The sequence below is a fragment of the Domibacillus aminovorans genome (assembly GCF_001643235.1).
In the GTDB taxonomy this organism is placed as follows: Bacteria; Bacillota; Bacilli; order Bacillales; family Domibacillaceae; genus Domibacillus; species Domibacillus aminovorans.
Window position 1 is genome coordinate 42,577 of record NZ_LQWY01000024.1, and the last position, 26,448, is coordinate 69,024.

Here is a 26,448-nt window from a genome sequence, read left to right on the forward strand (position 1 = left end):
GTAATGATAGAAAAAAACTATAATATAGAATTTTGTAAAGAAGCTATGGCATCTTCCTCTGTGTGAAAACGAAGCTTTTCGATTTCACGTACTAATAACTCAATATACTTACGTGCCGCATAATTGATAAAGCAATTCTTTTTCAACACAAGATAAACTTCTTTAGTCAAAACTGGATTTTCAATATATTGAAAAAACAAATCCTCTGTATCATAAAATTCATACAATGTACGTGAAACAATACTACGACCAATCCCGCTTCGAACTAGTTTCAAGATAGATTCAATACTAGACGTTTCTACAATGGGCTCTAATTGCCTGCCAATCTCATGGCTCGTTTTATCAAGTATTTTTCTACATTGATGCATACCGGGAAATAAAATAAGAGGGCCATCTAAAACAGAAGAAAATGAGATCCTCTGCTCTCCATTACTTTGATTACTAATCAGATAAAATTCTTCATCATACAATTTCGTCACCTGTAATATATCATATCGATTGAATTGAAAACCAATACCGAAATCAGCTTGATTCTCTAAGACAGTCTTTTCCACTTGATCAGTACTTTGAACGAATACTTTAATGTTCGGATATAATTGATTAAATTGAATACACAAAGTAGATACCAAATCAGTTATTTCTCCTGGTAACACAGCAATTTTCAATTCTCCAATTTCCACTTTCATAAATGCCTCAATCTGAGAGGATATACTTTGTAGGGAACTTTGAATATTTAATGCTTCTTGTTGTACAATTTCTCCCACCTTCGTAAGTTCAATCTTCTTACCTATACGGTTAAAAAGTGCATATCCTACCTTTTGTTCAAGCATTTTAATTTGATGGCTTAAAGTTGGTTGGGAGATACCTAATTTTTCAGCAGCTTTTGTAAAATGAAGTTCTTTACTAACCATTAAAAAATATTCTAAATGTCGTAATTCGATATTATTTCAACCCTTTCTAATGAAATTATTATTAGCACTCTACATTGTTAATTCTCCATTAATAACTTTTGCTCCAATTGTAATCATTAAACCGTGATGTCCCTGTTTTGAGAAAAACGCTTCATTATAACTGCAATAATACTTCCCACTTCAATTACTAAACCCGTTTCTTCTTTTGTTTCGCGAATAACTGCCTGTTCTAAGGTTTCTCCTATTTCAACTGCCCCACCCGGTAGTGACCAAGTTGAATGCTTGTTATTAACCATTAATACTTTTCTTATTATTTCGTCATAAATAAACGCATATACAACATCTTACTCTCTTCATATCTTACATCCCTTGCTATTGGACTAATATACTTCAACTAAGCTTCTGATAAGTTTGATCAAACTTTATTACAAATTATCAATCTTTATTATAAACGATCAGACTTTTTTATAAATTATCAAACTTTTTTAAATAGCAACAACTTCAAAACTAAATTGGTTTATTTTTTATTGACAGACATTTATCCTAATGTTAGTATAAATTTATCCTGATATAAGGATAAATAATATTAGGGTAAAGGGGGACAATAATGAGTGTTCTATCCATTATTCTTCAAGTCATATTAGGATTAGGATTCCTAATGTTTGGATTTATGAAGTTCGGTTCAAAACAAATGGTGGAGGGATTTAAGCAATATGGTTATCCGGGGTGGTTTAGAGTAGTTACAGGATTGGTAGAAGTTATTTCGGCTGCTTTAGTTATTGCAGGTATTTGGAATGAGACATTGGCTGCTTGGGGTGGATTGTTCATTGTGGCAACGATGGTCGGAGCCATATTTACTCATATTAAAATAAAAGACAATGTACAACAAATGATGATGCCGATCATTCTGTTAATCTTAGGATTGGTAGTTTTACTATTGAATTTTGGCTCATTGCTTGGATGAATAGAAAATAAATAAAATTAGAAAGGAGTGATTTAAATGTAATTTAAAATTATAAAACCACTGGATCAGGTGTGTATCATACAGAAGCTTTAAAAGAACCATCAGAAACGTTTTAAATCTGGTTCAAATCGTATTTAAAAGAGACGCTTCAGCATAATCCGGCTTACTTACAATACGATTCTGAAAATTTTCCCATGACAGACAAGGATGGTGTAATGGTTAAAACGATTCTCGGTAACCATTGACTAATGAAAATTGTAACAGGTGCTCAAATGTGGGGACATTTCAAATGAAATGGTATATACCCATAGCCTTTCTTCAAATCGGACATTAGCTCGTTTAGCCATTAAGAGCAATGGTTCATATTTGTTAATTACAAATCAATCGATCAGTTTTGCGCATAAAGATTTTGTTATCGTTCATTCAGGACAGGGCGAAGAAATGTCCATTCAAGCTACAGATCAGGAACTTAGAATTTTTTTAATTGAAGTGCCGACAGAAGTTGAGTATCCTTGATACAGAAAACCAAGGTAACGACTGTTATTACCTATGTCAGGTTGAAGTAATAGGAGGATCGGTGAATGTATCAAGGAGATGAACTAAGTAAGATTGATTTAAGGCTTTTCCGAATCTGGCTAAAGGCGAGTAAAACAATTTTTGGTAATGTTACAAAAGATGTAGAAAGCTATGGAATCAGTCCTGAGAATTTTATGATTCTTGAACTTCTTTACAATAAAGGACCTCATACCATCCAAAAAATTAGTGAAAAATTGTCTATTCCTAGCGGAAGTATCACTTATGTTGTTGATAAGCTTGAAAAGAAAGAATATGTAAAAAGACAACCAAGTCCAACAGACCGTAGAGCTTCAAATGTGGTTCTTACTGATAAAGGACAAAGTTTATTTGAAGAGATCTTTCCTAAACACGTAGGAGTAATATCCGAAAATTTGTCTTTCATAAGTAACGAGGAAAAAATACAGCTAATGGAGCTAATGAAAAAGATTGGGATGGGTGCTAGCGAGCTTAAATAAATGAAAAATCCAAATTGAGTTTGTAAATCAACCTAGTTTACTAACTCTTTTTGATTATTTAGTAAAAATAGTAACCTTATCTTATTAAACAGAGCAATTACTTGAACAAAATAAGAATAAAACATGTGAAGAGTGATTAATCGTAATACGAAATTCACAATTTCGAGACAAGGCATGGTGCAAAAAATGGGTTTTTTAGATAAATTATTTGGTGGATCAACTACTGAGGAGGAAAAAACAATGACAAAATTAAATATCGGAATTATCTTAGGAAGTACACGTCAAGGACGTGTAAGTCCACAAGTAGGAGAATGGGTAAAAGGAATTGCTGACAAACGTGGAGATGCGAATTATGAAATCGTTGATATTTTAGACTTCAATTTACCATTTGTATTTACAACGGCTGGCGATGAACCTGGAATAAAAGCATGGTCAGAAAAACTTTCAAGCTTAGATGGATTCGTATTTATTGTGCAAGAATACAATCACAGCATTACAGGAGCATTAAAAAATGCCCTTGATTCAGCACGTGATGAATGGAACAATAAAGCAGCAGGTTTCGTAAGCTATGGTTCAACAGGTGGAGCTCGTGCAGTTGAACATTTACGTGGAATTTTAGGAGAATTACTCGTTGCGGATGTTCGTGTACATCCAACATTATCATTATTTACAGATTTTGAAAACGGAAGTATTTTCAAACCGGCTGAATTACACCTTGATAATGTTAATGGAATGTTAGATCAAGTTATCGCTTGGTCTACTGCATTAAAAACAATTCGTGGTTAATTTAAAATGTTGATGGAAAGGATTGTAGAATTTCTACAATCCTTTTTCTATTTTAGTTTAAATTAAAAACGCTCCTTATTTGCTGATGTTACTTTGAAATAAAGTTTGATCAGATTAATACTAATAACCTTGATAAATGAACAAGCAGAAAGAGCATGTTTTGAAAAAAGATTGATCAAAACATGCTCTTAACAAAATTAATTGGATTATTCTTTTATAAAAAAGTTTAATCATTTTTTTGATCCTTATTAAACTTAAGCGCCGTTAGTTCAACAAAAAGTTTTTATTCACCCAGCATATAGCCAATCACTTTGTAGGTATTGGGGTCAATTAGTATTAAGGGTACACTAATGTAATAATTCTCTTTATCTTTGGCATTGTCCTCCCAACCTTGTTCTTTAACGAAATTCCATGCAGTTTTCCTTGCGTAATCATACCTGTCTTTGTAGCATTCACATCATCTTGATTATTTGAGCAACAAGTTACCCAAAATATAATAAATAATGTTAGTGCAAAATAAAAAATTCTAATATTTATACACCTCTTCTAATTTCTTATTGTACTAACCTGCCCCGTTAGCATAATAAGAGCAAAGACTATTTAAATTATTTTTGAGGTTGTTTTGAACGGTTCTGGTGCAAATATGGTATTCATTAAAAAAAGACGTATGAAACCTTATCAGAATCACTAGTTAAGCTGATAGATCAAACAATTGATGGATGAACATTATTTGATTTTGGACAGAGGTATCCCTCAGAAGGAGTTGCTTCTTTTTCAGCATATGCATCGCTTCCACTCCATAAATAATCCGTTTAGCCGTTCGGAAGGACTTCAATCCTAACATAGAACGAACTCGCTTCTTGATAAAACGATGATCCTGTTCTACGATATTGTTTAACTATTTCTTTTGTCTGAGTTGCATGCCTGTCGGCATGCTTTTTGTTTCTTTTAAGGCTTTGATGGCTAGAGGATAAGCAGGGTTTTTATCCACTGTTATGACACGAGGTTTCGAAACATGAAAAGACCGCAAAGCTTTCTTGAAAAAGCGTTTTGCGGCCTTGTAATCTCTTGTTTTACTTAGGTAAAAATCGATGGTATTTCCTTTCGAATCGACAGCACGATACAGGTACAACCATTGAATTTTACTTTGTTATATGTTTCATCGACTCTCCAAGAGTCATTGGTTTGCTTGAGATGACGACGGATTCGTTTGTCTAATTCAGGACCATACTGATGAACCCAACGTATGATCGTTGTATGAGCAACGGATAAACCCCGTTCCTCCATCATTTCCACCAAATCACGAAAGCTCAAGTTATACCGTAGGTACCACCTTACTGTTTGTAAAATAATATCATGATGATAATGTTTCCACTTGAATAAATGTTGCTTTTCCATACTGATCACGCACCTTTTTTAGAATAATAGTATCAGTATGTCCAAGATTTAAAGATTATTTGCAACTGTCTTGAAGTTTTTGCACCAGAACCAATTGCTAGTACATAGCCGTCATTCGAATCAGGATTATAGCAGAATTATTTATTTCGATATCAATTAATCAGCTTGCGAAGAGAGTTTTTCCCATGTATTGATTTCATCAATTCGTTTTGAAAATGCATCGCGAATCGTGTGTACAGCGAAAGAGCCTACCGGGAAATGCTGTGGAGGATTATCGCTGTTGACCATAGAGATAATCGTTTTTACCGCTTTCGCCGGATCGCCGATATTTAAGTTTGAAACACCCTTTTCGTAAGCTTCGTACAACGGAGCGTATTCCGGTTTCTTCTCTGTTTGGTCCATGGAGTGACCAAAGAAATCAGTTCCGTAAACGGAAGGCTCTACAATCGTTGTCTTAATTCCGAAGCCGGCGAGCTCTGCAGCCAAAGATTGGGAGAAGCCTTCTACGGCAAATTTGGATGCGGAATAAATGCTGTACGGAGGCATGGACCAAGTTCCGAAGAATGATGAAATATTAATGTAATGTCCCGAACCTTGTTTCTTAAGGACAGGCAAGGTCTCGCGGATAACATTCAGCATCCCGAACACGTTAACATCGAACTGCCTCCGGATTTGTTCGTCTGTATATTCCTCCAGCATCCCGAACAGCCCGTAGCCTGCATTGTTCACGACAATGTCGATTTTACCAAACACGTCGATTGTTTCTTGAACGGCTGATTTGATTTGATCCTTATTCGTCACATCCAGCGTAGCGATATGAACGTTCTCTTGTGATATTTGTTTAAAATCCGAAATTGCATCGATCTTGCGTGCTGTTGCGACGACTTTATCACCTGTTTGTAGTAACTGCTCCACAAATTGACGACCTAATCCAGTTGAAGTTCCTGTAATAAACCATACTTTACTCATAACTCTAATTTCTCCTATTCTCTTCATTTTTATTAATTAATGTATTTTGGATATTTTCAATGTAAAATTGTATTAATTCAATTACTAAAGTGATTTGAATAGTAGTGATTAAATTTGACGGAATACATCAACACGTAAACAACAATGAGTGCCGCAAACAAGTTTAGCACGATCAGCGAAAGGTTCAAATTGAAAAATTGAGTAAGCGCTCCGACTCCAATAACCGGAACGATAAATCCAGAGTACGCGCACAAATAAAAAGCCGAAATGACTCGTGGCCGTGCTTCTGGTTCCGGTAACTGTCCGGCAAATCGTAACGCAATTTGAAAGGTCCATCCACCGCCGATAGACTGGATAAAAATCCCTGTCCAGAGTAATGGCAAACTTGATGTTAAACCAGAAGAAACAATAACCCATGACCCGATCGCAAGAAACAGGATGCCGAATCGGATACGTGTAACTGGATGGCTCGGCCAAGGTATGAACTGAGCCAAAGCCGCTCCACTAAGAAGCACGAAAATGATCAATCCAGAAACGGAGAGGTTAGACGTGTGAATGACATTTTTGACGAAAGTAGGAATAAGAGATAACGCTATTCCTGTTATTGTGAAAACAGTGAAGATAGGCAATCCGACCATTGACCAAAAATGAGAACGAATATTGCTAGGTACACCAAGTGATATCTTAGTTTTTATACGTATTTGCTTAAGGGAAACAACATCTTTTGGAATTGTTTCCAGTAAGATGAGCGAGACGATGAGCAGGACAATCAGAATCCAAAATGGCAATCGAAGTGGCTGAAGATGTATATATTGCAAAATTAAACCTGCGATAGCTGGTCCCAGACCAAAACCAACGAGGACCGTGACTCCTGATAACTTGAGAGCTGTGCTCACTTTATTTGGAGGAGTTTGCTTCATTAGAAAAGCAACAGCTGTACCTGTAAAGGCTCCGTAAGCGATGCCTTCCAATAACCTGGCGACATAGAGCATCCAGGCATTTATGCTTCCCAGGAAAAACAAGGTAGATATGATGGAGATCCATATGCTGATGCGAACAACCCTTTTTAATCCCCAAGTGCTACCTTTGTCTCCAGTGACAAACAAAGTCGGTAACAAGAAAGCAGCATAAATGGCAAACAAGATCGTGATTTGCAAACTGTTCAGTTGATAAGTCTCACTATACAAAGGAAATAATGGAGTAATAAAGGTAGTTCCACTCGACATCAAAAGAGAAACCAAAAGCATTCTTTTCATTACGATAATCCCAACTTTCTATAATTTATTCTCCAAAAAATTTTTATATAAGCGATTAGAGATACTTATAAAATTTTTTAAAGGTTATGGTTAATAAAACGGAACGAAATTCTAAATATCCATTAAAATTATAAACAAAGTTAAATCTAATACAAAATAAAACTTACTTACTAGAAGGTAAGTTTTATTTTTTTAAAAAAAACCGTTCTTACGGACTTCTTAAGAAACGGTTTAACTGGTTTAGTACTTCGACTAATACATCGTCACCTAGAACACGTCTGTATAATAATGCTCCCTTAACACTTGATAATATCATTACCGCTAAAAATTGAACGTCTTCAGATCCACTTATGATTTTTTCAGTTTGTGCCTCGGCAACTATTTCTTTCATTATCGTGAGTTCCAGTCTGCTGACTTCCTTAATCTTTTCTTGTACGATATATGGCAAAGATTCGAAATCTGCCTGCAACGAAGAGATTGGACAAATTTCAGTACACTCGAACCTTTCAGCTCGTTGCTGAATGAACTGCTTAAGTTTCTCTTCAGCAGAAACCGACGAATTTTCAATTAACAACAAAGAGTTTTGTAGGCTTTTTGAAAGACGTTCGGTAATTACAACTCCTAAATCCTCCTTTTTCTCAAAGTGATAATGAATACTTGCCTTGGTTACCCCAAGTTGTTTAGAGATGTCATCATAGCTGAACCCTACATACCCTTTTTGTTGTACTAACTTTATTGCTAAGTCTACAATTTGTTTTTTTCTGTTTTCCATGCCCTTACATTAACTTACTAATAGGTAAGTGTCAAGGCGAGATTAATTTTCTTACCTCAAAAAAAGGATTTGATGGATTGTCAACACTAAATCAGACAACTCTTTTAAGGGACAATCGTTTGTATTCAATTGGACTGACGTAGCCTAGTGTTCCGTGAATGCGCAGCTTGTTAAACCAGTTAACGTAGTCACTAAATTCGAGCGTGAGATGCGCTAGACTATTAAACTTTATCTGACGAACAAACTCTGTTTTGATGATTTTAAACGTGGCTTCCGCCACGGCATTGTCATACGGACAGCCTTTCATGCTGAGGGATCGGCCAATGTTGAAGATGGCTAACGTCTCGTCGATCAATTGGTTTTTGAACTCGCTGCCACGGTCGGTATGAAACAGCTGGATGTCACGCAGATCACCTTGAATCGAGGAAAAAGCCCGTGCGACAAGGTTCGCGTCTTTGTGTGGACCGGTGCTGAAGCCAATGATTTCCGGATTAAAGAGATCGACAAAGACACATACGTAATGCCATTTATTTTGCACCCTGACGTATGTTAAATCACTTACGACTACCTTTTTCGCTTCATTCTGGGTGAACGCGCGGTTTAGTTCATTCGCCTGAACGGATTCATTACAGATTGAGATTATACGCTCCAATTCCATGAGATAAATATTCTGCCAGCTTTAGATCGCAAAATTCAACCCTTTCTATCAGAGTATCTTCTGTTGAATTTTGCAAGATTCTGAGAATCCAAATAAATGATTAACCATTGTAAACTTGATTACAACGAAATCTTTACAATTTCGCGTCCACCTTTTGAAAAAAGACTGGTGGCGTTTACTGAGAGAATGTCGATATCGCCAATAATATGAATTAACTTAATCACCCATTGAGCTCAATTTTATAGGAGTACAGATATCATATATTTCCACTAAACTTGTGACCGTGTATGTGCTTTGAATTTCTGCAGAGCATTTTTGTGCATTTCTGTTAATCCAGCAGGTATCAATACCTGACAGAAGGCCACCCTTAATATCGGTATTTAATGAATCCCCGATAATAAGTGTTTCCTTTCTATTAAAATCTTTAATATGGCTCATCACGTAATCGAAAAATTGTTTCGATGGCTTTTGAAATCCAATGCTTTGAGAATCAAAAATGTCTTCAAAAAAGTTAAATAAGCATGACTGCTTCAATCGCTTTAACTGAGTTTGGGTTATCCCATTCGTGATAACAAATAGTCTATGGGATAAAGATAAGCGCTGACAGACTTCTAAAGCTCCTTCCATAAGCAGCTGAGTTCCATTGCCCAATAGTTCTCTATACAGATTTTCCCATTCAATGCCATCCACAACATTTCCCATTTTCAACATAGTTTCTGAAAATCTTGAGTTTAGCACAACATCTAATACAATATTTCCATTTTCATAATCAGCCCATAGTTGTTTGTTGACGGAATTATATACTCGAAACAACTCATCCGATAAAGTATATCCGTATTGCTGAAACAATTTGTTTAACGAATCAGTTTCATTAGCGCCAAAATCCAATAATGTATCATCTAAATCAAATAGAAGTATTTTATAGCTCATTTTTCCTCCCGTTTTTGACTACAGCCAATCCCCGTACAATGTCAATGTACGGGGATTTCGCCTGCGAAAATTTTGTTATTTACGTGCGGCCGGCTGATATTCTCCAGGTACCATACCCGTTGAAATCGCCATTCGATTCCAGCAGTTGATCGCATTAATCGCCATTAACAAATCGACAAATTGGCCCTCGTCGAAATGTTTGCGGACTTGCTCATACAATTCCTGTGGCACGCCATCATCCGAAATTTTGGTCACAGCTTCCGTTAATGCTAATGCGGCCCGCTCCGCTTCCGTATAGAACGGAGCTTCCCGCCATGCGTTAAGCATATACAATCTCTGCTCCGTCTCCCCCATCGCACGCGCATCTTTCGTATGCATATCAAGGCAGTAGGCGCAGCCATTAATTTGCGAGGCACGAATTTTGATCAGCTCCCACAGATTGTGGTCAAGACCACTCTTCTTCACATATCCTTCCAATTTTAAAAGTGTTTGTAAAGATTCGGGTTGCACTTTCATATAATTCAGTCTCATTTCCACGTGTCATTACACCCCTTAATTTAATGAATACTTTATTACTTCCTTACGTCCACCGTACAAGAGTCATTTCAAATTCAAAAGTAACAAATTGAAAAGCACTTACTTTTTTGTTACATAGTAACGCAAATTTTAACCCTTTCTAACCGAGTATCCCCTGTTGCACTTTGCATGATTCGGTAGAATTCCAAAATAAATGATTAACCATTGTAATTGCAATATAGGATCAGATCGCGAATTTCACGCCGGTCATGTCCTCGCTGAGCCGCCACAGCCGCTCCGCTATATCGGGGTCGATAGCCCAAGACACTACGCCCGACCCGTATAGCGGAGTATCAGCCGGCACGGCCCTGGCGATATCGACATCCTCGCAGTACACGCCTCCCTTGTCGCCCAGCTGCGTACTCGCCGCGCACTCGCCGCGCACCAGACGCTTGTCGCAGTGCCCTGCTCGACCGTCTTGAACTCACGGCTCGGATCGGAGGCGACGCGTCTTCCCTGCTCATCGAGCGCCCCCATGGCGCGCATCTCTTCATCCGACAGGTGGCGCGACAGATCGGTTACGATCACGCCGGGATCGGCTCCTGGGACATAATTTTATAGTGGTTGTCTGCAGTCATCTTCCAATCTCCTCCTGATTACGGCGATCTTGCGTCGAATCGGCTTAATGCCGCTTCGCCAGCCGTCGCCTTATTGTTCCTGACGCTTGATCAGTTCTTTACAGTGTGCAGACAATTTCGGATTGACTCTTCTTGCGCTTCATAAGCTCAGGCAGGGCAATGCCGAACATCGTGATCCCCACACCAAGCCATTGCAGCCAGTTGACGGACTCATTCAGTACGACGTACGACATAATGACGGCCGTCGGCAGTTCAGCTGCACTCAAGATTGTAGCTAGTCCGCCGCCAACACGCGGTACGCCAATGGCATAGAACAACGGTGGAATGACGATACCGAAGAGAGCCAGCAGCAGCGCCCAAGGCAAAAGCCCTTCATGCAAAGAGCCATTTATAAGAAAATGCGGTGGAAACACCAACATAACGAGAATAAACGAGCCAGACAGCATAATCGTGCTTCGTGTGATCGGAACGACTTGTTTGGCTGTTTTTCCGCTAAACCAAATGAAGAACGCATAGGTAACAGCAGCCGACAAGCCAAGCGTAACACCTATCCAGGAAACTGCTTCCTGGCCCCCGCCCAAATAGCCGCTTGCCATAATAATCCCCACAAACAAGATGATGAGCGATAAAATCTTATCTTTACCAGGACGTTTTCGTTCAACTACTGCTTCCAACAAGATGCCCATCCACGTAAATTGAAACAGCAAGACAATCGCGAATGAAGCTGAAATATACTGGAGCGCTGCATAATAAAGCATTCCCGTTAAGCCTGTCGTCGTTCCTACGGCCATGAGCGATAGCGCTTGACGACTTGTTACATTAAATGTTTGCGACGCTGCGGGTTGCTTGGCGGATTTCGCGGCCACGAATACCAACGTCCACAGCATAATTACACCGAAAAGGTTTTGGCTGCCGACGACATCGCCGACATGGAAACCAGACTCATAAGCCTTCTTTACAAAAGTAGATAATAAACCGAAGCTACATGCCCCAGCTAAAACAAATAAAATGTATTTCATGATGCTTCTTTGTGTTCTAACTGGCCCTCCAGAACGATAGATACGACTTCCATGTTTTGGTGGAGGTGTATCCCAAAAACACGAAGACTTAATACAAAGTCATCATTCAAATCCCGCATGAGTCCAAAACTCGTCGTTTTAGGATCATGGTAATCTGCAAATGAGAAACTCCAGTTACTTTTTAACCAACCAAATACAGCATGGTGCCGGGATGATACTGGAAATATTTGAATCATTGTCACACCCCATTCCTTTTTTTTACTTCACGAACTTTAGAAGCTTTTGGCTAGTTCGAGCGCTTGTTGAATGGCTTTTTCTTTAATCGTAAGTGCTTGATCTGGTGCAGCTCCCATACTCTCGATATAAATAACATCGGTTTGCCATGAAGACCGGCCGCGGTATCTTCAATGGACATACAATTGTAAGAGCTATTCTAAAGCTTTTCTTATAGAATTTTACTATTCTCAGTAAGCTTCTCTTTACTCCTTTTCAGGGAACATCCCCGTGGAGATGGCGATTCGATTCCATGCATTAATGGTATTGATTGCCATAATGATTGCCACATATTCTGCCTCATCCACGTGTGCCCGAACTCTTTCATACAAATCCTGCGGCACACCTTGCTCGGAAATACGGGTTACAGCTTCCGTAAGCTCAAGCACCACTCTTTCTTTGTCGGAATAAAAGGGTGCTTCGCGCCATGCGTTAAGTAAATAAATCCGCTGCTCCGTCTCGCCCATTTTCCGCGAATCCCGTGTATGCATGTCTATACAATAAGCACACCCGTTAATTTGTGATGCTCTGATTTTAATGAATTCATATAGCTTTGCATCCAACCCACTTGTCTTAATAAACCCTTCCAGCTTCATCATCGCCTGCAAAGCACCTGGGCTTGCACTGATATGATTTAATCTAACCTTCATAGTAATCTCCTCCGTGAATAATAAATTTGATCTTGCCTCTATAAGCATATCGTCGACAATATGAATCGACGATTTACTATGACTATAATATAACTCTTTAATTTATGGCTGTCAACCAAAAATCATGAGTCATTTAGCTGAAAATACCCATATTTGACAAAGGCTTTAAATCCACCTAAGATGATTAATAACAACCTTTATATCTAGAAAGCAGGTGTTTGGATGCAGTATAGTATTGGCGTTGAATATGGACTGCATTGCTTGGTATATTTAATTGATATTCCTCCTGATTCTACAATTGGGATTAAAGAACTTTCCGCTTTTCAAGGTGTTTCCGAGACCTATCTTTCGAAGATTTTTAGTAAATTAACAAAAGCCGGTATCGTAAGTTCTGTCTCGGGTGTAAAAGGAGGCTATAAATTAGCTAAGTCTCCTGCAGATATTTCTTTTTGGGATGTAGTTGAAGCTGTTGAAGGTGCTACCCCCATTTTTCAATGTAAGAACATCAAAAATAATAGCTATCTATGCCGTGATGAAGACTATGCAGCATGCGCTCTAGCTTCTCCCTGTGTGATTAATTTAGCTATGCTCGAAGCAGAAGATAGCATGCGCAATGTTCTACGTAACAAGTCACTTACTTGGTTGAATGAAGAGCTTGATCGCGTATTAACCCCACAATCGCGCAAAGATACTCGTGAATATTTTGCTAATAGCAACAATGTTTAATGGTGAATTTAAATGGGAAAGTTGGAATCCTATTCAAGGCAAAATCGTTTGGCTACAGCACTCCGTGAAATGGGTAGGATTGAAAAAACTATCTTCATATTAGACTATATTTCAAATGAAACGATACGTCGTCGAATTCAACGAGGATTAAACATAGGTGAGGCTATGAATGCCTTAGCCAGAGCCTTATTTTTTAGAAAACGAGGCGAACTCAGGGAAAGAGCACTACAAGACCAGCTTCAATGAGCAAGTGCTTTATACATATTAATTAATGCGATAAACGTTTGGAACACGGTTTACCTCACCGAAGCAACAAAAGTCATGAGTGAAAAGGGGATATTACAAGATCAGATGTTAAAACATATCTCGCCATTAGCCTGGGAGCATATTAACTTTTTAGGAGAGTACAATTTTGATATAAAAAGAATGACGGGACTCAACTCTTTAAGACCTTTAGATCGATAAAATCCTGAACCGGTACCCTTAGAGTAAGGGATATCGGTTTTTATGGTAAAAAATGTCTCATAATGGGTTTTATGTCAAAATGTTGGTGGTACCCCATGCCCATCAAGCTAACAACGTAAACGGCTAGCGACGCAATGATTCTTGCATTGAATTTGGCGAGTGCTAGAAAAATAGACATGACAAAGAAGCCTTGTAAAAAGGCACTTTTTTCGCTAGGCTGCTCGTCTTTGATGCACCGTCTTTAATGTTTTTACATTCGTCAATTTCAAAGAACGACTTCCATGTTTTAAACAACATCTCAATCTGCCAACGTAATGAATACAAAGGATGCACATAGTCAGTTGACACTTCTTCTGGCGATGTATTCGTCATATACACATTCATCCCCATCAAACGCTTGCTTTTATCTTTCATGATGATGCCTTTCTTCTTTTCACGTATTGTTTGGTTTTTCAGACGTCTTTGCGTTTGAGTGTCTGTTAACCGATGAATGATGACACGTGCCCTGAGCTTCTGATTTTGACCAATATACGCTTCTGGAATTTCCACCGTCTCCCCCCATATGCTAACTCACTCATCATGTGTACCATATCGAGCTGAATATATTCCGTTTGCTTTTTGAGCGTGCCGTTTTTGAAGTACTCCGGCTCAGGATTCTGGATATAAATACGTGTATTCAACTTCAAACGAGAAATATAGTAAGCCCCTTTGTCTTGAATGGCTTGTAAGTCACGTAAATCGAAATAGCCGAGGTCACGTAAGCACAAATCACGTGCTTTAACGGATTTAAGACAAATCGTACCGTATGTTTTATCATTGTTTTTCCCTGGACCCAGTTGTACGTTTAAAAATTGTCCACCTAGTAAATCGTATTCTAATTGAATTTTCACACCCGCGGTGTTACTGCTTCCGCCTGAGCCTTGATAGTCGGTTGCGAACGTATCAGGTAGCTGAAAAACGGTGGCATCTAGAATACGAATACGTTCAAAGGTAGAAAACATGTGTGAAGAGAGCGATTGTGTCGCACATAGTTTTTGCGTCAGGAGCGAAGTAAATACTTCTCGAAGAAAGGCGACAGCTTCGATATTAAAACGTTGATTCAGCCCTTCTGGGCTCATGAGTACACCTGTCGAAGCCTCTAAACGACTACATAATTGTGTAAGCGATGTACTTGCGACTTCCTGACTAAGCCAGACACAAAGGGCAATAAGCTCATTGGCTTGATACTTACTATCTCGCTTGACAAAACCAGTTTCTTTCGCCATTTTCTGTAGGATGGCCGGTGATAAAAAACGTTGTAGTTCTTGTGCGAAAAGTGTGAGTTCTTCCGAAATGACATCGTTCATCAAAAAAACACCATCCTTCCTCGTAAATTTCTTACGATAAGGATGGTGTTTTTTCGTTTTGGGGGTATGATTTTAACTTAGCTTGATGGCGATGTGGCGGTACCCCTGTAACCCCTACTAAATCGCATTTGTCACATACATTTTCTGACTGGTCATTAACATCATCACCGCACACAAGACATTCGCGGAAATACTGCGCAACGTCTGCCCAACATAAATCAGATTCAAGTGAGTAACCTTCTTTGATCATTTTCTTTTTACCTCTTCCTCCGAAAATTTACGGGCAAAGATTTCATTTTTAATAGCGGTTTTCATAATTGAAGCTCTCCCTTTTTTCGATATTGGATGTATAAAGCCCATAATGGGACTAGTGATGCCCTTATGTAATTCATTTTTTTTACCCTCTCATTACATTCATAGCAATCAAAATACTCATATTCTTCAAGTTCATCCTCTTCTACATTCGCTCCATATTCAGGATAAAAATTAATCATTTCTTCGCTCATTTCGCTATCTCTTTATTAATTTGATATATTATTTTTTTGAATTTTGCACATTATGTTACTTGTATTGAAAAAGGAAACCCCACAGGATCTCCTTTTTTTCAGTTTAGTATCATACCCTTTTTTAATTTGTAAACAAAGCCTTTGACCACTATGAAAAAGGTGAAAATATCCCTGTAATAGAAATTGATAGTGATCGAGAAGCCCTTCCCTTCTGGTTCAATCAGCCAGAAATAGAAACAATAGACTTGCCGAAAGATGATTTTGAAGAAGAAAGATATGCCTTATACAGAGAACTCAATTTGAGCGATGAAGAAATTGAAATACGTGAAGAAAAAATTAAAGCCACACTGTCCTAGTGTAGCTTTAAAATAAAGTTTGATTAAAAACACTCCAAAAATCTGTTTATAACATCAAATAAAAATACTCCATTTTGAAAAAAGATTGATCAAAAGATGTTTATTGTGTTAATCATGGAAAGGAGAGATTTTGATGAAAAAGCATACGATACTCATTTCTTTCTTAACGATAGTGTCCCTTTTGCTAGTCGCCTGTCAACTAGAACCAAAACGATCCGAAGCTAAGATTCATGGGGACCTTCCGTCTTCCAAAGAGGGAATTACAATTACATCCTGTGTTTTATCGTTTATCTCTTTTTTAGAGGGGAATTTTTCTAATGTGGCATATTACTTGTATTCATCATTTAAATCGTGTACGATTAAATTGTGAACGATTTAAATGAAACAAAAAAAGGAGTTTTTTACATGAAACCACTTTATGAAACAACGATCATTAACACAGGCGGCCGCGAGGGAGAAGTGCATTCACCGGACAATATTTTCAACATTGATGTCGCCAAACCGGCAGCACTCGGCGGCAATGCCACAACTGCAACAAACCCGGAGCAGCTGTTTGCGGCAGGATACAGTGCGTGCTTTAATAGTGCGCTTGAGCTTATGCTGGAGCAGGGAAAAGTTGACTTTTCAAGCAGTGAAGTAACGGCGACTGTTTCTCTTTACCCGGATAAAGAAGATAAAGGTGTTAAACTTGGCGTCAAGCTCGAAGTAACGATTGAAGGCGTTGACCATGCCGTGGCGGAAGAATATGTGAATAAAGCGCATCACTTCTGCCCGTACTCAAAAGCGATCAGTGGCAATGTTGATGTTGAAATTTCCGTAAAATAAAAGGAGGTTTCTCAATGGAATCAGTCTACAATTTTGAAGTGAAAAAACCAAACGGGGAAATGGCGTCACTTAATACTGAGCGCTAGTTTTATATTCCACCAAAAAAAACAGAGGACCGAAAATGGTAAGTAGTTCAGTTTTGAAGTAGAAAAACTGAAATATCATTAAAAAAATACACCAAAATAGCAATGTTTTGATGTATGAAATCTCCATTAAATTAGCACTTGTTTTATACAAAAAAAGCACCCCAAAAGGTGCTTTTTTGTCATTTAATTGTTAGATGGATGAACGCCTTCCGAAAGTGACTTTGTAAAGAACCCTGCAATTAGGGTTATAATACCTCCAACTAATAGGACTAAATTAAAAACCATTAAACTTGCCACACCTTCAAGGGCTTTCCATTCTCCGAGAATCGGAACAAGCATCGGATAACTAATGATTGAGACTACAATTAATACAAGACCAACTGTTATTCTCGCTTTTTTGTTCTGTTTAGACAACCATAAACTAATGCCAATGACAAATATGGCTATCAATATTAGAATAATCGCCAACATTTTAATTCCCTCCCATATCTTTTATATTTAAACAACTAATCAATAATGATTCTCCTAATTCGAATGCTCTTCTTTTATGATCTAAATGTAACGAATTATAGTATTTCTATATACCCTTCTGTTCCATCCACCCTGATCCTTTGTCCATCCTTGATCAACTTCGTAGCATTTTCCACCCCAACAACTGCTGGTAAGCCATATTCACGTGCGATAACTGCTCCATGGGTCATCAGTCCACCAACTTCGGTGACTAGGCCTTTTATGGATACAAACAATGGTGTCCAGCTAGGGTCAGTAAAGAAGGTGACTAATATATCTCCATCTTCTAGATCAGCATCTTCCATGTTTAAGATGACACGTGCTCGTCCCTCTATAACTCCGGAAGAAACAGGTAGACCTACAATAGCTTCGGCTGGGAGATTTTCTCGTTTGTACTCACCTGCAATGATTTCACCATCAGACGTGATAACACGTGGGGGCGTTAGTTTTTCATATAATTTGTACTCGTCTTTTCGTTTGCTGATGATCTGATAATCTAGTTTATTTGTGCGTACGACTTCGTGAAGTTCTTCAAAAGTGAGATAGTATATATCTTCTTTTTCATGAATAACGTTGGCTTGTACGAGTTGTTCGGCTTCTTTCAGTAGAGCCTGCTTATAAACGAAGTAGCGATTAACCATGCCGTATTTTGGATATTCCCGATAACCGATGAAATTCCGGATTAGGTCGATCATTCGTTTTGTTTCTTTGGCTTTTTGTTCACCATCCGGTAATTGCTTCAATCGATCTAATAACTCTTGTTCTTTTATCAAAGCTTCCTGTCGCCCTTGCTCAAATTTCCTATGGCTAGCATTAGGCTCAAAGTTTTTGATATTACTAAGAATCACAGGGACAAGTGTAGTTGGTTTTTCACTCCAACGAGTTTTAGTAATATCGATTTCTCCGGTACATCGCATTCCGTATTTGCTGAGATAATCATAGATAGCGTCTTGGGTCTCCTGTCCACCATCAAACTTAGCCAGTTCATCCAAAAAGTTATCATCTTTTACATGTTGTAAATAATCAATTACTTCCGGATAAGGACGAATCACATCTGCGACCTCCAATAGCGCCAGACCCATTTCCGAAGTAATATTGTTTGGTACAGATTGAGAAAGGGTGTCGGCTGCGTTTTTTTCACCTAACCACTCGTTCATATTTTCATTGATCCATGATGAAGCATCTATAGCAGCCATAAACACAGCTGAACTTTGTGGGTCAAATAAAATCTTCTTTAATATCTGGATATCTTCCAGAATAAAATCAAATAAATCCGATCCTAATTTCGTTTGGATGTTTTGTTTTAACTCTTCTATCGATGTTTGACTACTCTTAATCAAATCAGAAACGATTGTCACGTCGTTTTCGATTTGTGCCCTAGAATCCGCAGACAACACACTTTTATTGCTTTTACCGGAACTCTGTTCTTGCTTATCATTTGGTAAAGATTTTATGAAATCTTCTCGCTCTATTATGGTCATAAGTGCGTCTTTCATGAGCGGATCGTGTTGTCCCATGGCATCTAATAACATTTTTCTGCTGTCAGGTGAAGCCAGCATATGTGTGACATCAACAAACAACCTTCCACCAGCTTTGCGCATGGGGGCAGGAGTCGTTAACAGCCAAAAAGATAATCCCAATGGTTTCATGGGGTCAGTCATCATTTGTTGATGACCGACAGATACGTAAACGTGATTTTCTTCATCATTCGCTTCAGGGATGGGGTATAAAGTAGTGATTGGACGACTCTGGACAATATAAAATGTATCATCAACTAAACACCATTCGATGTCCTGGGGGAAACCAAAATGAGCTTCGATCTGTCTTCCGATGCGTGCTAGTTGTAAAATCTGTTGATCAGTAAGTGTTTGTGTCTTTTGCTGATCCGGATCGATCTGTTGTGTCTCTGTTCCGCCTTCTTTTAGTCCATAGATAGCCAATTTTTTGGTTGCTATCCTCTTATCGACGATTTTATCTTCTTGCACCTTATAGCAATCCGCAGATACCAAGCCGGAGACAAGGGCCTCTCCTAGTCCAAAGCTAGCATCGATCGATAGTAGCTTTCGATTGGAAGTAATCGGATCAGCAGTAAATAAAATTCCTGAAGCCTGTGGGAAAATCATCCGTTGAATGATAACGGATAGGTAAACTTGGCTGTGATCAAATCCGTTTTGGATTCGGTAAATTACTGCGCGATCAGTAAATAGGGAAGCCCAACATTTACTGATATGCTGCAAGATTGCTTCTTTGCCGATGATATTTAAAAAGGTATCTTGTTGACCCGCAAAAGAGGCATGTGGTAAATCTTCAGCAGTTGCACTAGAACGCACTGCATAAGCATGTTCCTCGCCAAACTGGGAGAGATAGTGAGCAACGGCTTTCACAACATCAGAAGGAATTTCTACTTCTAGAATGAGTTTTCGAATCTTCCTGCTGATTTCACCAATTTGATCTCGATTCTCTACTTTTAACCTTGTTAGTTGATCCAACAAAGCTTGAAAAGTTTCGTTTTGTTCGATGGCTTTTTGATATCCTACTGTTGTAACACAAAATCCTTCTGGTACTTGTATTCCTTGAATTTTTGATAATTCCCCTAAATTTAACCCTTTTCCGCCAACGAGCAAAAGCTGTGTTTTTTCCATTTCCTGAAAACCGAGAACCAAAGAACTCATTCTATATCTCTCCTTTCAAATCTTAAAGTTCTATTGAATTTTAGCAGTAGTAAATGAGAATAAATAGTCTATATTAACCATTTTTTATATGCTATAATTAAATTAGGAAGAGTGTAACTTTTTTAAAATAGCTAGATCTTACCGTACTGTAACCTGATTTCCCGGTTCAACCCCTCGAAAGCAACTCATAAACCCTTTAGCCCACAATGAATATGGTTAAAATCAACTTTTTTCCATTTAATATTGTTATTTTCTCCAAAATACCTTGTATTAATATGAGATATCAAGCTTTTATTAAACAAACCTGTGCGTTACTTTAAGTACATATTTTCACAATCTCCTTTAAAATTTAGCATAGAAATCGAATTTAATTTAAATTCGTTGCTCCGCAATATGGCCCGATTGTTGAACATGCAGGAAACGGAGTGCCATTAGATTTTTTTATAAACTGATTTTCGGATTGTTGTAAAGTGTTGCGTTGCTAACTCCCGATTCACTTGCTACACTATTAAAGTTTATGCTTTCTTTCGCTTTTATAAGACGTTTTATAGCTTCATCGACTTTTTAAAAAGTATTTGCTTTTCTTTTTTCATGAAGCTGTTTTAAATGCTCTCTACGGTCATATTTAGCCATTTGTAACACCTTGCTTTCGTTTAATCCGTTCTAATCGTCCAAAGATAATATTAAATGCAACATAATTTCTTTTATATTGCATCTGCTGAAAAACAATTACTATAAAAAATAAGCTACGAAAGGCTCGTAGCTTATTTCTGCTGATCAACTATTAATTGAAAAAATGCGAGATATATTCTTGTTCTTCAGCTTCGCTTTTCTTCGTTATTTTGTCACCAGTATAGACACCATTATTATAAAGACCCAAAAGGAACTCAACTTCTTTTGTTATATTGTCAAAGTTTCCTTCCAGCCATCTGTTCAAGATACTTTCGTAGTCATATCCATCAGTGCTAGTGTTTCTAGAGATGTCAATAGAACCAAGACTTTGCTTTAAATATGTTATATTCTCTTTGGTCATTTGAATACGGTTTATACTGTTCGGATCGATGGCCCGAGGAGTAAATTGTTCATCGCCAAAGTTAACCTTTTGCAAAGACATATGTCCCATTATGGAGTTTAAAGTATCCTCATCTTTTATTTCCCCAATTTCTTTCGCAGATTTAGCAAGATCATCAGCGCTAACTGTGTACTCAACTATTTCTGGACTTGATTCTTTCGTTTCTTTTATTTCTGTCGCTGCCACTTTATCGTCATTATTTGTAAGAGCAAAGTAAGTTCCTAATGTTCCGGATGCTGCTATTGATAATCCAAGCACACCGTAAGCAATTTTCTTTTTCATAATAAGCTCCTTTAATTTATTATTATCAGTGTAATAAGGCTAATTTTGAAAACTATTCCTATTTTGTTAAATTAAGAATACCATATGTTTTACTATCATTCTATCTCACCTAATGTTTTAAGTAACTTATGAACAACTTAAAATCACATACATGGATGTCTACTTGGCATTACCAATACTGAAACCCAAACTTTATATTTCACTTTTTCGAACTAAACCAGCTAATAGGATGTCAAGATATTGCACTAAAATTTTTGTTTTCCTCATTGAATATCGTTTTACTCATCCTAACGTCCTCTGCTCATATTGTTATGCTCATTATAAACGGGGTTTTCCGCAAAACACAAAAAGCCCCGAATAGGGACTTTTTTAAGTGTCCACTATACAGGGTACAGTTCAGCCTTCGACGGATCGGGCTTTTTTTTGAAACTTTCCAGTCAAGCATTTACTTTTGCAGTACTCTCTGAAAAGAAATGGTCTTTGTTTGTTCTTAGCATCCGCTTTCCAGCCGATTGTTAATGAAATCGTTTGCCAGTGAAACAAATGCATGAAGTCCCTGCTCCAAATCCCGCTCACTCAACAAAGAATACGTCAACCGCAAATGATGAGAAGCCGGTTCGTACGGATAACACACATGCCCCGGCAAAAAAGAAAGATCATGCCGTAGACAATACTCATATAACTCCACCGTAGACACCGATTCCGGAAACGTTACCCAAATGTTTAGCCCGCCCTCCGGCACCGTCCAGGAAACGGAAGAATCAAAAGAAGCGGATAATATGGATATCGCTTTGTCTCTCCGCAGCTCTAAGGCGAAACGTAATTTGGCAAAATGCTGCATCATCCGGTCCGACGTTAAAAACGGAAGGACCGCCCGCTGCGTTAAAAGCGGTGTCCCTAAATCAGACGATGCTTTGGCGGACAGAAGCAGCTTCTTAAACGGCCCCTCCGCAAAAATGGTGCCGACCCGAATACCCGGTGCGAGCGCTTTGCTGAATCCTTTCAAAAACAAAATCCGTCCTTCATCATCAAACGCTTTAATGGACTTCGGGGGCGGTTTTTCATCAAAATAAAGCTCACTCCACGAATCATCTTCAATGATAAACATGCCATGCAGTTGTGCCTGATATAACACTTCCTTGCGTCGGCGTTCGCTCATGGAGCGGCCGGTCGGATTTTGAAACGTCGGATTCATATAAATCGCTTTCGGATGGTACGTTTTTGCAACTTGCGCAAGTAAATCCGCCCGCATCCCTTCCTCATCCATCGCAATCGGAATCACTTGCGCTCCCCGGTTCATCAAAATATCCAGCACACCCGGATAGGTCGGTGCCTCTGTGATCACCACATCTCCCGGACCGATGAGGGTTTTCGCGATTAACTCAATGCCTTGATGAAGCCCGGTCGTCATAATAAGATCATCCGCTGCCGAAGAAAGACCGAGCTGCTTTTGAAAATACGTAGAAAACGCTTCTCTTGTCAGGGCATCCCCCTGCACATCCCCATACGTTCCTAAAATCGCAGGTTCCGCCTTAAGCATCTCCGTTAACTGATCCGCCAGGTAGATGGTCGGCAAAAGTCCGGAATGCATTGCTGAATAATCAAACGAATACGTCGTTTTCGGACGGGAATGAAAACTGCTTCGGGTCAAATACGCAGGAATGGATAGCTGCCAGTCAAACGAATTCTCGGCCGCTTCTTTTTGTGCAGGACGCTCCACATACACCCCTTTCCCTTGAATGCTTTTGACCATTCCGGCCTGCTCCAGTTTTTTATACGCTTTATGCACCGTCAAAAAACTGATGCCGGCATCCACCGATAACTGCCGGATAGACGGCAGCTTTTCCCCGCCTGTTAACATGCTGGACTGGATGCGCCCAGCAATTTGTTGAACAATTTGATCCGACAACGAATTATGCGACTTCCTCGAAAGAACCAGTTTCATCACGATCACCTCATCTCAAGTATGATACAAGCAAAACAGACTTCTTACTAACTGTTATAACTGAAGATGTACTGTTATACAAGATTCCTGTATGATTTTTCAAAAAGGAGGCATTATGATTATGGTTATGCTTAATTATGTAATGATTTGTTTTATTTTCGGGACAACCTTTTTAGCCATCAAAGTGGGCATTGAAGCTGGAGCAGATCCGCTTCTGTCAGCAGGACTGCGCTTTTTTCTTGCCGGCTTTCTTGTGGTATTATACTTTGCTTTTCGGAAAAAGCTAGTCCTTTCGCTTTTCTGGTCGAAACAGCTGATTCTGATCGGCTTTTGCTTAACCGCCATGACATTTGCGACACTATACTGGGCAGAACAGTATATCACTTCCGGATTGGCGGCCGTTCTATCCGCTTTTGGGCCAGTCATGGTATTCCTTCTCCACATTCGGCAGTCCAAAGAAAAAATGAATGCCCAGCAAGCAACCGGACTGCTACTCGGCATGATTGGGGTGCTGCTCATTTCCTCACCCAGCCTGGATCAGGGCGTATCCATTTACTGGATCCCGGCAACTGCCGCCGTCATTTTTGGCCAATGGTTTTACAGTGTAGGAGCTGTAAAATCCAAATCGTTTTTAAAAGAAAACCCGGACATCTCTCCGTTTTTGATCAACGGCATTCAAATGACCATCGGCGGCGTATTGCTGTTAATGTTTTCCGCCGTATGGGAGCGGCCTTCATTCACAAGCCTTGCTCTGGCGGATGTCCAAGTATCGCTGCTGTACTTGATCTTTATCGGCTCTATTGCCGGACACGGACTATTCTACTGGCTTGTCAATAAAACGAACCCGTTCTTCCCGTCCACATGGCTGTATGTCTCTCCCGTCATCGCCGTGTCACTGGGAGCTGTTTTACTCGACGAACACATCACCACCAGTACAGCCATCGGTGCCGTCAGTGTAATAATCGGCGTTTTTTTGGTGAACAAGCAGACGCTGATAAAAGCGTGGAAAGAAGGAATTTTGCTGAGAAAAGTGGAATGATGACAGGGCAGTTGAACCCCGAATAGTGGATATGACCAAAATCCCTATTTGGGTTTTTATTGGGATGGACCAGTCTTCACTGCACAATCTCCTGAATAAATGAAAAATCGACAGCTTGGTCTACTTTTTTAATAGATGATCTTCTGGAATCAACTCGTAGAGTTCTGAATGGAAAGACATCACGGTTTGTTTGCCATTTCTCAGCATCACCTGCATCCCAAATGATTTCGTTAAAAATAACTTACTAAAAAAAGGCAAAAGAAAAACACCTGGAAGAAAAAATCTTTCTCCCAGGTTTTCCCTTTAAATGTAAGTATTTTGCATTATTCTCTTTTATTGCGGTCTTTTTTCTTTGGCTTCCTCAACTAAACATGTTTCTACAAGTAGGGGGTGAACAGTTTAGTTGACGGAATCATTGTTCCACGCACCTGTACGTTCTACCCTGGTTACCGTTAGAATAAATCCTAAATAAAAAAGATCAACCAGTAATATCTGGCTGATCTTATAATACGAATGCACCCGTTAGCTTAATAAGGAACTTCAGTTTTCATTTTATTTTTAATTAGAAGCATTCCCCACCAAACAAGTAAATATAAGAAGCCTACGATTGCATAAATAGACCATATAGAACCTTGTTGTAACTGAGTAACTAAATGTTCAAACTCATTCAGTCCTTTCACTCTCCCTATACTGTTTATCAAACTAATTATTGGAACAGTCATTGTAAGAACGATGGCAATAATGGACAAACCTATCATTTGCTTTCGAATAACACTAAATATTGCAGTTCCCAATGTTGCTAACAAAAATAAGTAATAAATCATCCAAACCCAATTAGGAATAGTTTCCCAATTCATTTTTCCACCTCGTTTAATTCCTAATTAGTTTTACCATTAAATTCCCAGTAGGGAGATTAAAAACTCTATTTTCTTATTTTACTAACCTGCCTCTACAGGTAAAACAAGTTTGTTTATGAGCAGCTAAAAAACGCCCCAGATTCTAACTAAAGTTCTGGGGCGTTTCCAATCCAATATAATTATATTTATGTTGGATTCAAATTTTATGTTTCACTTTCCCGAACTAACGCACCCGTTTAGTTGAAGAAGGTTAATCTAGATTTTCGGCAATCTTTTTTAGTTCCTTTGCACGAGAAACAATAAAAGCCCTCATGTATTTCTCCAAAATCAATTTATCTACTACAACGCCCATTAAACCAAATGGGGACTTATACTGGAATTTATCTATCATGATGGTTCCATTTGCTTCTTCAATAAATTCATGTGTATGAACAAAGGAATGGAAAGCTCCCTTCACCATAATATCTATAAACTTATTAGGTTTTTCCATTTCTGTCACTCTTGCTGTCAGCCTTTGTTTAATCCCAAAGTGAACGGCTTCCCAAGTGACAGTATCCCCTCTCTTTAATAACCCACCTTTGACTCCACCAACAACTTTTTCCTTTGTTTTAGAGGCCGTTTGAGTATGAATATCTACGTTCCTCGCAAGGTCAAAACATACTTCAATAGGTGCTTTAATAAATTGTTGATGTTCAATGACAGGCATTTTATATTCTCCCTTTATAAGCATTTTCTAACACCCTAATTATAATTCGGAGATTTCAATACTAATTATCCTTCCTCAACTAATCTGCCCCATTAGCCATCCATGTAGCGCAAAATCAGCGCTACACCACAGATGCTGAAAATGTGTGCAGAACGGGTATTGGATACTACGGCTGGGAGAGCAAGGTCGATCAACTATGGTGCCATAGAGCCCATCCGTTAGTCTGACTCCAACGACCACGGTGCATCAGAGAATGTCGCTCCATTAAGGGAAGCACTCATGGG

Annotated in this window: 24 protein-coding genes and 5 pseudogenes; 8 read left to right on the forward strand and 21 right to left on the reverse strand. The window is 38.7% G+C overall.

Features of this window, described 5'->3' with window-relative positions:
* Nucleotides 1–17: 17 nt before the first annotated feature.
* Both AWH49_RS10560 and AWH49_RS10565 read right to left on the reverse strand, forming a co-directional pair.
* Nucleotides 18–941, reverse strand: a complete 924-nt coding sequence (locus AWH49_RS10560; RefSeq protein ID WP_034298530.1) for a LysR family transcriptional regulator — start codon at nt 939–941, stop codon at nt 18–20.
* A gap of 86 nt (nt 942–1,027) precedes the next feature.
* Nucleotides 1,028–1,207 (reverse strand): NUDIX domain-containing protein, encoded by a 180-nt coding sequence (locus AWH49_RS10565; protein WP_063965667.1) that lies wholly within the window; start codon nt 1,205–1,207, stop codon nt 1,028–1,030.
* 311 nt (nt 1,208–1,518) lie between these two features.
* Here AWH49_RS10565 and AWH49_RS10570 point away from each other — a divergent pair, with 311 nt between their 5' ends.
* From AWH49_RS10570 to AWH49_RS10585, 4 genes are all read left to right on the forward strand, one after another.
* Nucleotides 1,519–1,875 (forward strand): DoxX family protein, encoded by a 357-nt coding sequence (locus tag AWH49_RS10570; RefSeq protein ID WP_063965668.1) that lies wholly within the window; start codon nt 1,519–1,521, stop codon nt 1,873–1,875.
* Nucleotides 1,876–2,169: 294 nt separating this feature from the next.
* Entirely contained in the window at nt 2,170–2,391 is a 222-nt protein-coding gene (locus tag AWH49_RS10575; RefSeq protein WP_063965669.1) for a hypothetical protein, read from the forward strand.
* Between the two features lie 65 nt (nt 2,392–2,456).
* Complete coding sequence (locus tag AWH49_RS10580) at nt 2,457–2,906, forward strand: MarR family winged helix-turn-helix transcriptional regulator (protein ID WP_063965670.1); 450 nt, start codon at nt 2,457–2,459, stop codon at nt 2,904–2,906.
* Nucleotides 2,907–3,092: 186 nt separating this feature from the next.
* Nucleotides 3,093–3,692: an NADPH-dependent FMN reductase gene (locus tag AWH49_RS10585; RefSeq protein ID WP_063965671.1), complete on the forward strand. Its 600-nt coding sequence runs from the start codon at nt 3,093–3,095 to the stop codon at nt 3,690–3,692.
* 691 nt (nt 3,693–4,383) lie between these two features.
* Here the strand turns inward: AWH49_RS10585 and AWH49_RS19205 are convergent.
* From AWH49_RS19205 to AWH49_RS10640, 10 genes and pseudogenes are all read right to left on the reverse strand, one after another.
* Nucleotides 4,384–5,090: pseudogene (locus AWH49_RS19205) on the reverse strand (IS6 family transposase).
* A gap of 156 nt (nt 5,091–5,246) precedes the next feature.
* Nucleotides 5,247–6,059: an SDR family NAD(P)-dependent oxidoreductase gene (locus AWH49_RS10595; RefSeq protein ID WP_063965672.1), complete on the reverse strand. Its 813-nt coding sequence runs from the start codon at nt 6,057–6,059 to the stop codon at nt 5,247–5,249.
* 77 nt (nt 6,060–6,136) lie between these two features.
* Complete coding sequence (locus tag AWH49_RS10600) at nt 6,137–7,315, reverse strand: MFS transporter (RefSeq protein ID WP_063965673.1); 1,179 nt, start codon at nt 7,313–7,315, stop codon at nt 6,137–6,139.
* Between the two features lie 208 nt (nt 7,316–7,523).
* On the reverse strand, nt 7,524–8,087 hold the full coding sequence (locus tag AWH49_RS10605; RefSeq protein ID WP_063965674.1) for a TetR/AcrR family transcriptional regulator: 564 nt from the start codon (nt 8,085–8,087) through the stop codon (nt 7,524–7,526).
* A gap of 91 nt (nt 8,088–8,178) precedes the next feature.
* A pseudogene (locus AWH49_RS10610) lies at nt 8,179–8,718 on the reverse strand (IS3 family transposase); the annotation flags it as partial.
* A 243-nt stretch (nt 8,719–8,961) separates the two neighbouring features.
* The gene (locus AWH49_RS10615) at nt 8,962–9,675 is read right to left on the reverse strand and encodes a YjjG family noncanonical pyrimidine nucleotidase (RefSeq protein WP_063965675.1); all 714 of its coding nucleotides are present in this window, start codon (nt 9,673–9,675) and stop codon (nt 8,962–8,964) included.
* Nucleotides 9,676–9,750: 75 nt separating this feature from the next.
* A complete protein-coding gene (locus AWH49_RS10620) occupies nt 9,751–10,206 on the reverse strand; it encodes a carboxymuconolactone decarboxylase family protein (RefSeq protein ID WP_063965693.1) in 456 nt (151 codons plus the stop codon).
* 721 nt (nt 10,207–10,927) lie between these two features.
* Nucleotides 10,928–11,848 (reverse strand): EamA family transporter, encoded by a 921-nt coding sequence (locus AWH49_RS10630; RefSeq protein WP_063965677.1) that lies wholly within the window; start codon nt 11,846–11,848, stop codon nt 10,928–10,930.
* The gene (locus AWH49_RS10635; protein WP_063965678.1) at nt 11,845–12,084 is read right to left on the reverse strand and encodes a pirin family protein; all 240 of its coding nucleotides are present in this window, start codon (nt 12,082–12,084) and stop codon (nt 11,845–11,847) included. The genes AWH49_RS10630 and AWH49_RS10635 overlap by 4 nt, the downstream gene beginning before the upstream one ends.
* Before the next feature lie 243 nt (nt 12,085–12,327).
* Entirely contained in the window at nt 12,328–12,771 is a 444-nt protein-coding gene (locus AWH49_RS10640; protein ID WP_063965679.1) for a carboxymuconolactone decarboxylase family protein, read from the reverse strand.
* Between the two features lie 222 nt (nt 12,772–12,993).
* Here AWH49_RS10640 and AWH49_RS10645 point away from each other — a divergent pair, with 222 nt between their 5' ends.
* Nucleotides 12,994–13,497, forward strand: a complete 504-nt coding sequence (locus AWH49_RS10645) for an RrF2 family transcriptional regulator (RefSeq protein ID WP_063965680.1) — start codon at nt 12,994–12,996, stop codon at nt 13,495–13,497.
* A 12-nt stretch (nt 13,498–13,509) separates the two neighbouring features.
* A pseudogene (locus tag AWH49_RS19210) lies at nt 13,510–13,962 on the forward strand (Tn3 family transposase); the annotation flags it as partial.
* A gap of 240 nt (nt 13,963–14,202) precedes the next feature.
* Here AWH49_RS19210 and AWH49_RS10655 read toward each other — a convergent pair.
* A pseudogene (locus AWH49_RS10655) lies at nt 14,203–15,308 on the reverse strand (IS4 family transposase); the annotation flags it as partial.
* Nucleotides 15,309–15,619: 311 nt separating this feature from the next.
* Nucleotides 15,620–15,814, reverse strand: coding sequence for a hypothetical protein (locus tag AWH49_RS10665; RefSeq protein ID WP_063965683.1), 195 nt, complete (start codon nt 15,812–15,814; stop codon nt 15,620–15,622).
* 761 nt (nt 15,815–16,575) lie between these two features.
* Between AWH49_RS10665 and AWH49_RS10670 the strand changes: the two genes are divergently transcribed.
* Entirely contained in the window at nt 16,576–16,995 is a 420-nt protein-coding gene (locus AWH49_RS10670) for an organic hydroperoxide resistance protein (RefSeq protein ID WP_063965684.1), read from the forward strand.
* A 269-nt stretch (nt 16,996–17,264) separates the two neighbouring features.
* Here the strand turns inward: AWH49_RS10670 and AWH49_RS10675 are convergent, their stop codons facing one another.
* The 5 genes and pseudogenes from AWH49_RS10675 to AWH49_RS10690 all read right to left on the reverse strand — a co-directional run bounded on the left by AWH49_RS10675 (nt 17,265) and on the right by AWH49_RS10690 (nt 23,562).
* Complete coding sequence (locus AWH49_RS10675; protein ID WP_157723710.1) at nt 17,265–17,549, reverse strand: hypothetical protein; 285 nt, start codon at nt 17,547–17,549, stop codon at nt 17,265–17,267.
* 98 nt (nt 17,550–17,647) lie between these two features.
* Entirely contained in the window at nt 17,648–20,263 is a 2,616-nt protein-coding gene (gene ppsA / locus AWH49_RS10680) for a phosphoenolpyruvate synthase (RefSeq protein ID WP_063965686.1), read from the reverse strand.
* A 453-nt stretch (nt 20,264–20,716) separates the two neighbouring features.
* Nucleotides 20,717–20,896: pseudogene (locus AWH49_RS20750) on the reverse strand (DUF6262 family protein); the annotation flags it as partial.
* 151 nt (nt 20,897–21,047) lie between these two features.
* Entirely contained in the window at nt 21,048–21,617 is a 570-nt protein-coding gene (locus AWH49_RS10685; protein WP_063965687.1) for a DUF6241 domain-containing protein, read from the reverse strand.
* Nucleotides 21,618–22,107: 490 nt separating this feature from the next.
* Nucleotides 22,108–23,562 (reverse strand): aminotransferase-like domain-containing protein, encoded by a 1,455-nt coding sequence (locus AWH49_RS10690; RefSeq protein ID WP_063965688.1) that lies wholly within the window; start codon nt 23,560–23,562, stop codon nt 22,108–22,110.
* Nucleotides 23,563–23,683: 121 nt separating this feature from the next.
* On the opposite strand from AWH49_RS10690, the gene AWH49_RS10695 reads away from it, so the two are divergent.
* The gene (locus AWH49_RS10695; protein ID WP_063965689.1) at nt 23,684–24,601 is read left to right on the forward strand and encodes a DMT family transporter; all 918 of its coding nucleotides are present in this window, start codon (nt 23,684–23,686) and stop codon (nt 24,599–24,601) included.
* Between the two features lie 527 nt (nt 24,602–25,128).
* On the opposite strand, the gene AWH49_RS10700 is transcribed toward AWH49_RS10695, so the two are convergent.
* Complete coding sequence (locus tag AWH49_RS10700) at nt 25,129–25,458, reverse strand: hypothetical protein (RefSeq protein ID WP_063965690.1); 330 nt, start codon at nt 25,456–25,458, stop codon at nt 25,129–25,131.
* Between the two features lie 250 nt (nt 25,459–25,708).
* Nucleotides 25,709–26,164, reverse strand: coding sequence for an SRPBCC family protein (locus tag AWH49_RS10705; RefSeq protein WP_063965694.1), 456 nt, complete (start codon nt 26,162–26,164; stop codon nt 25,709–25,711).
* Nucleotides 26,165–26,448: the final 284 nt, after the last annotated feature.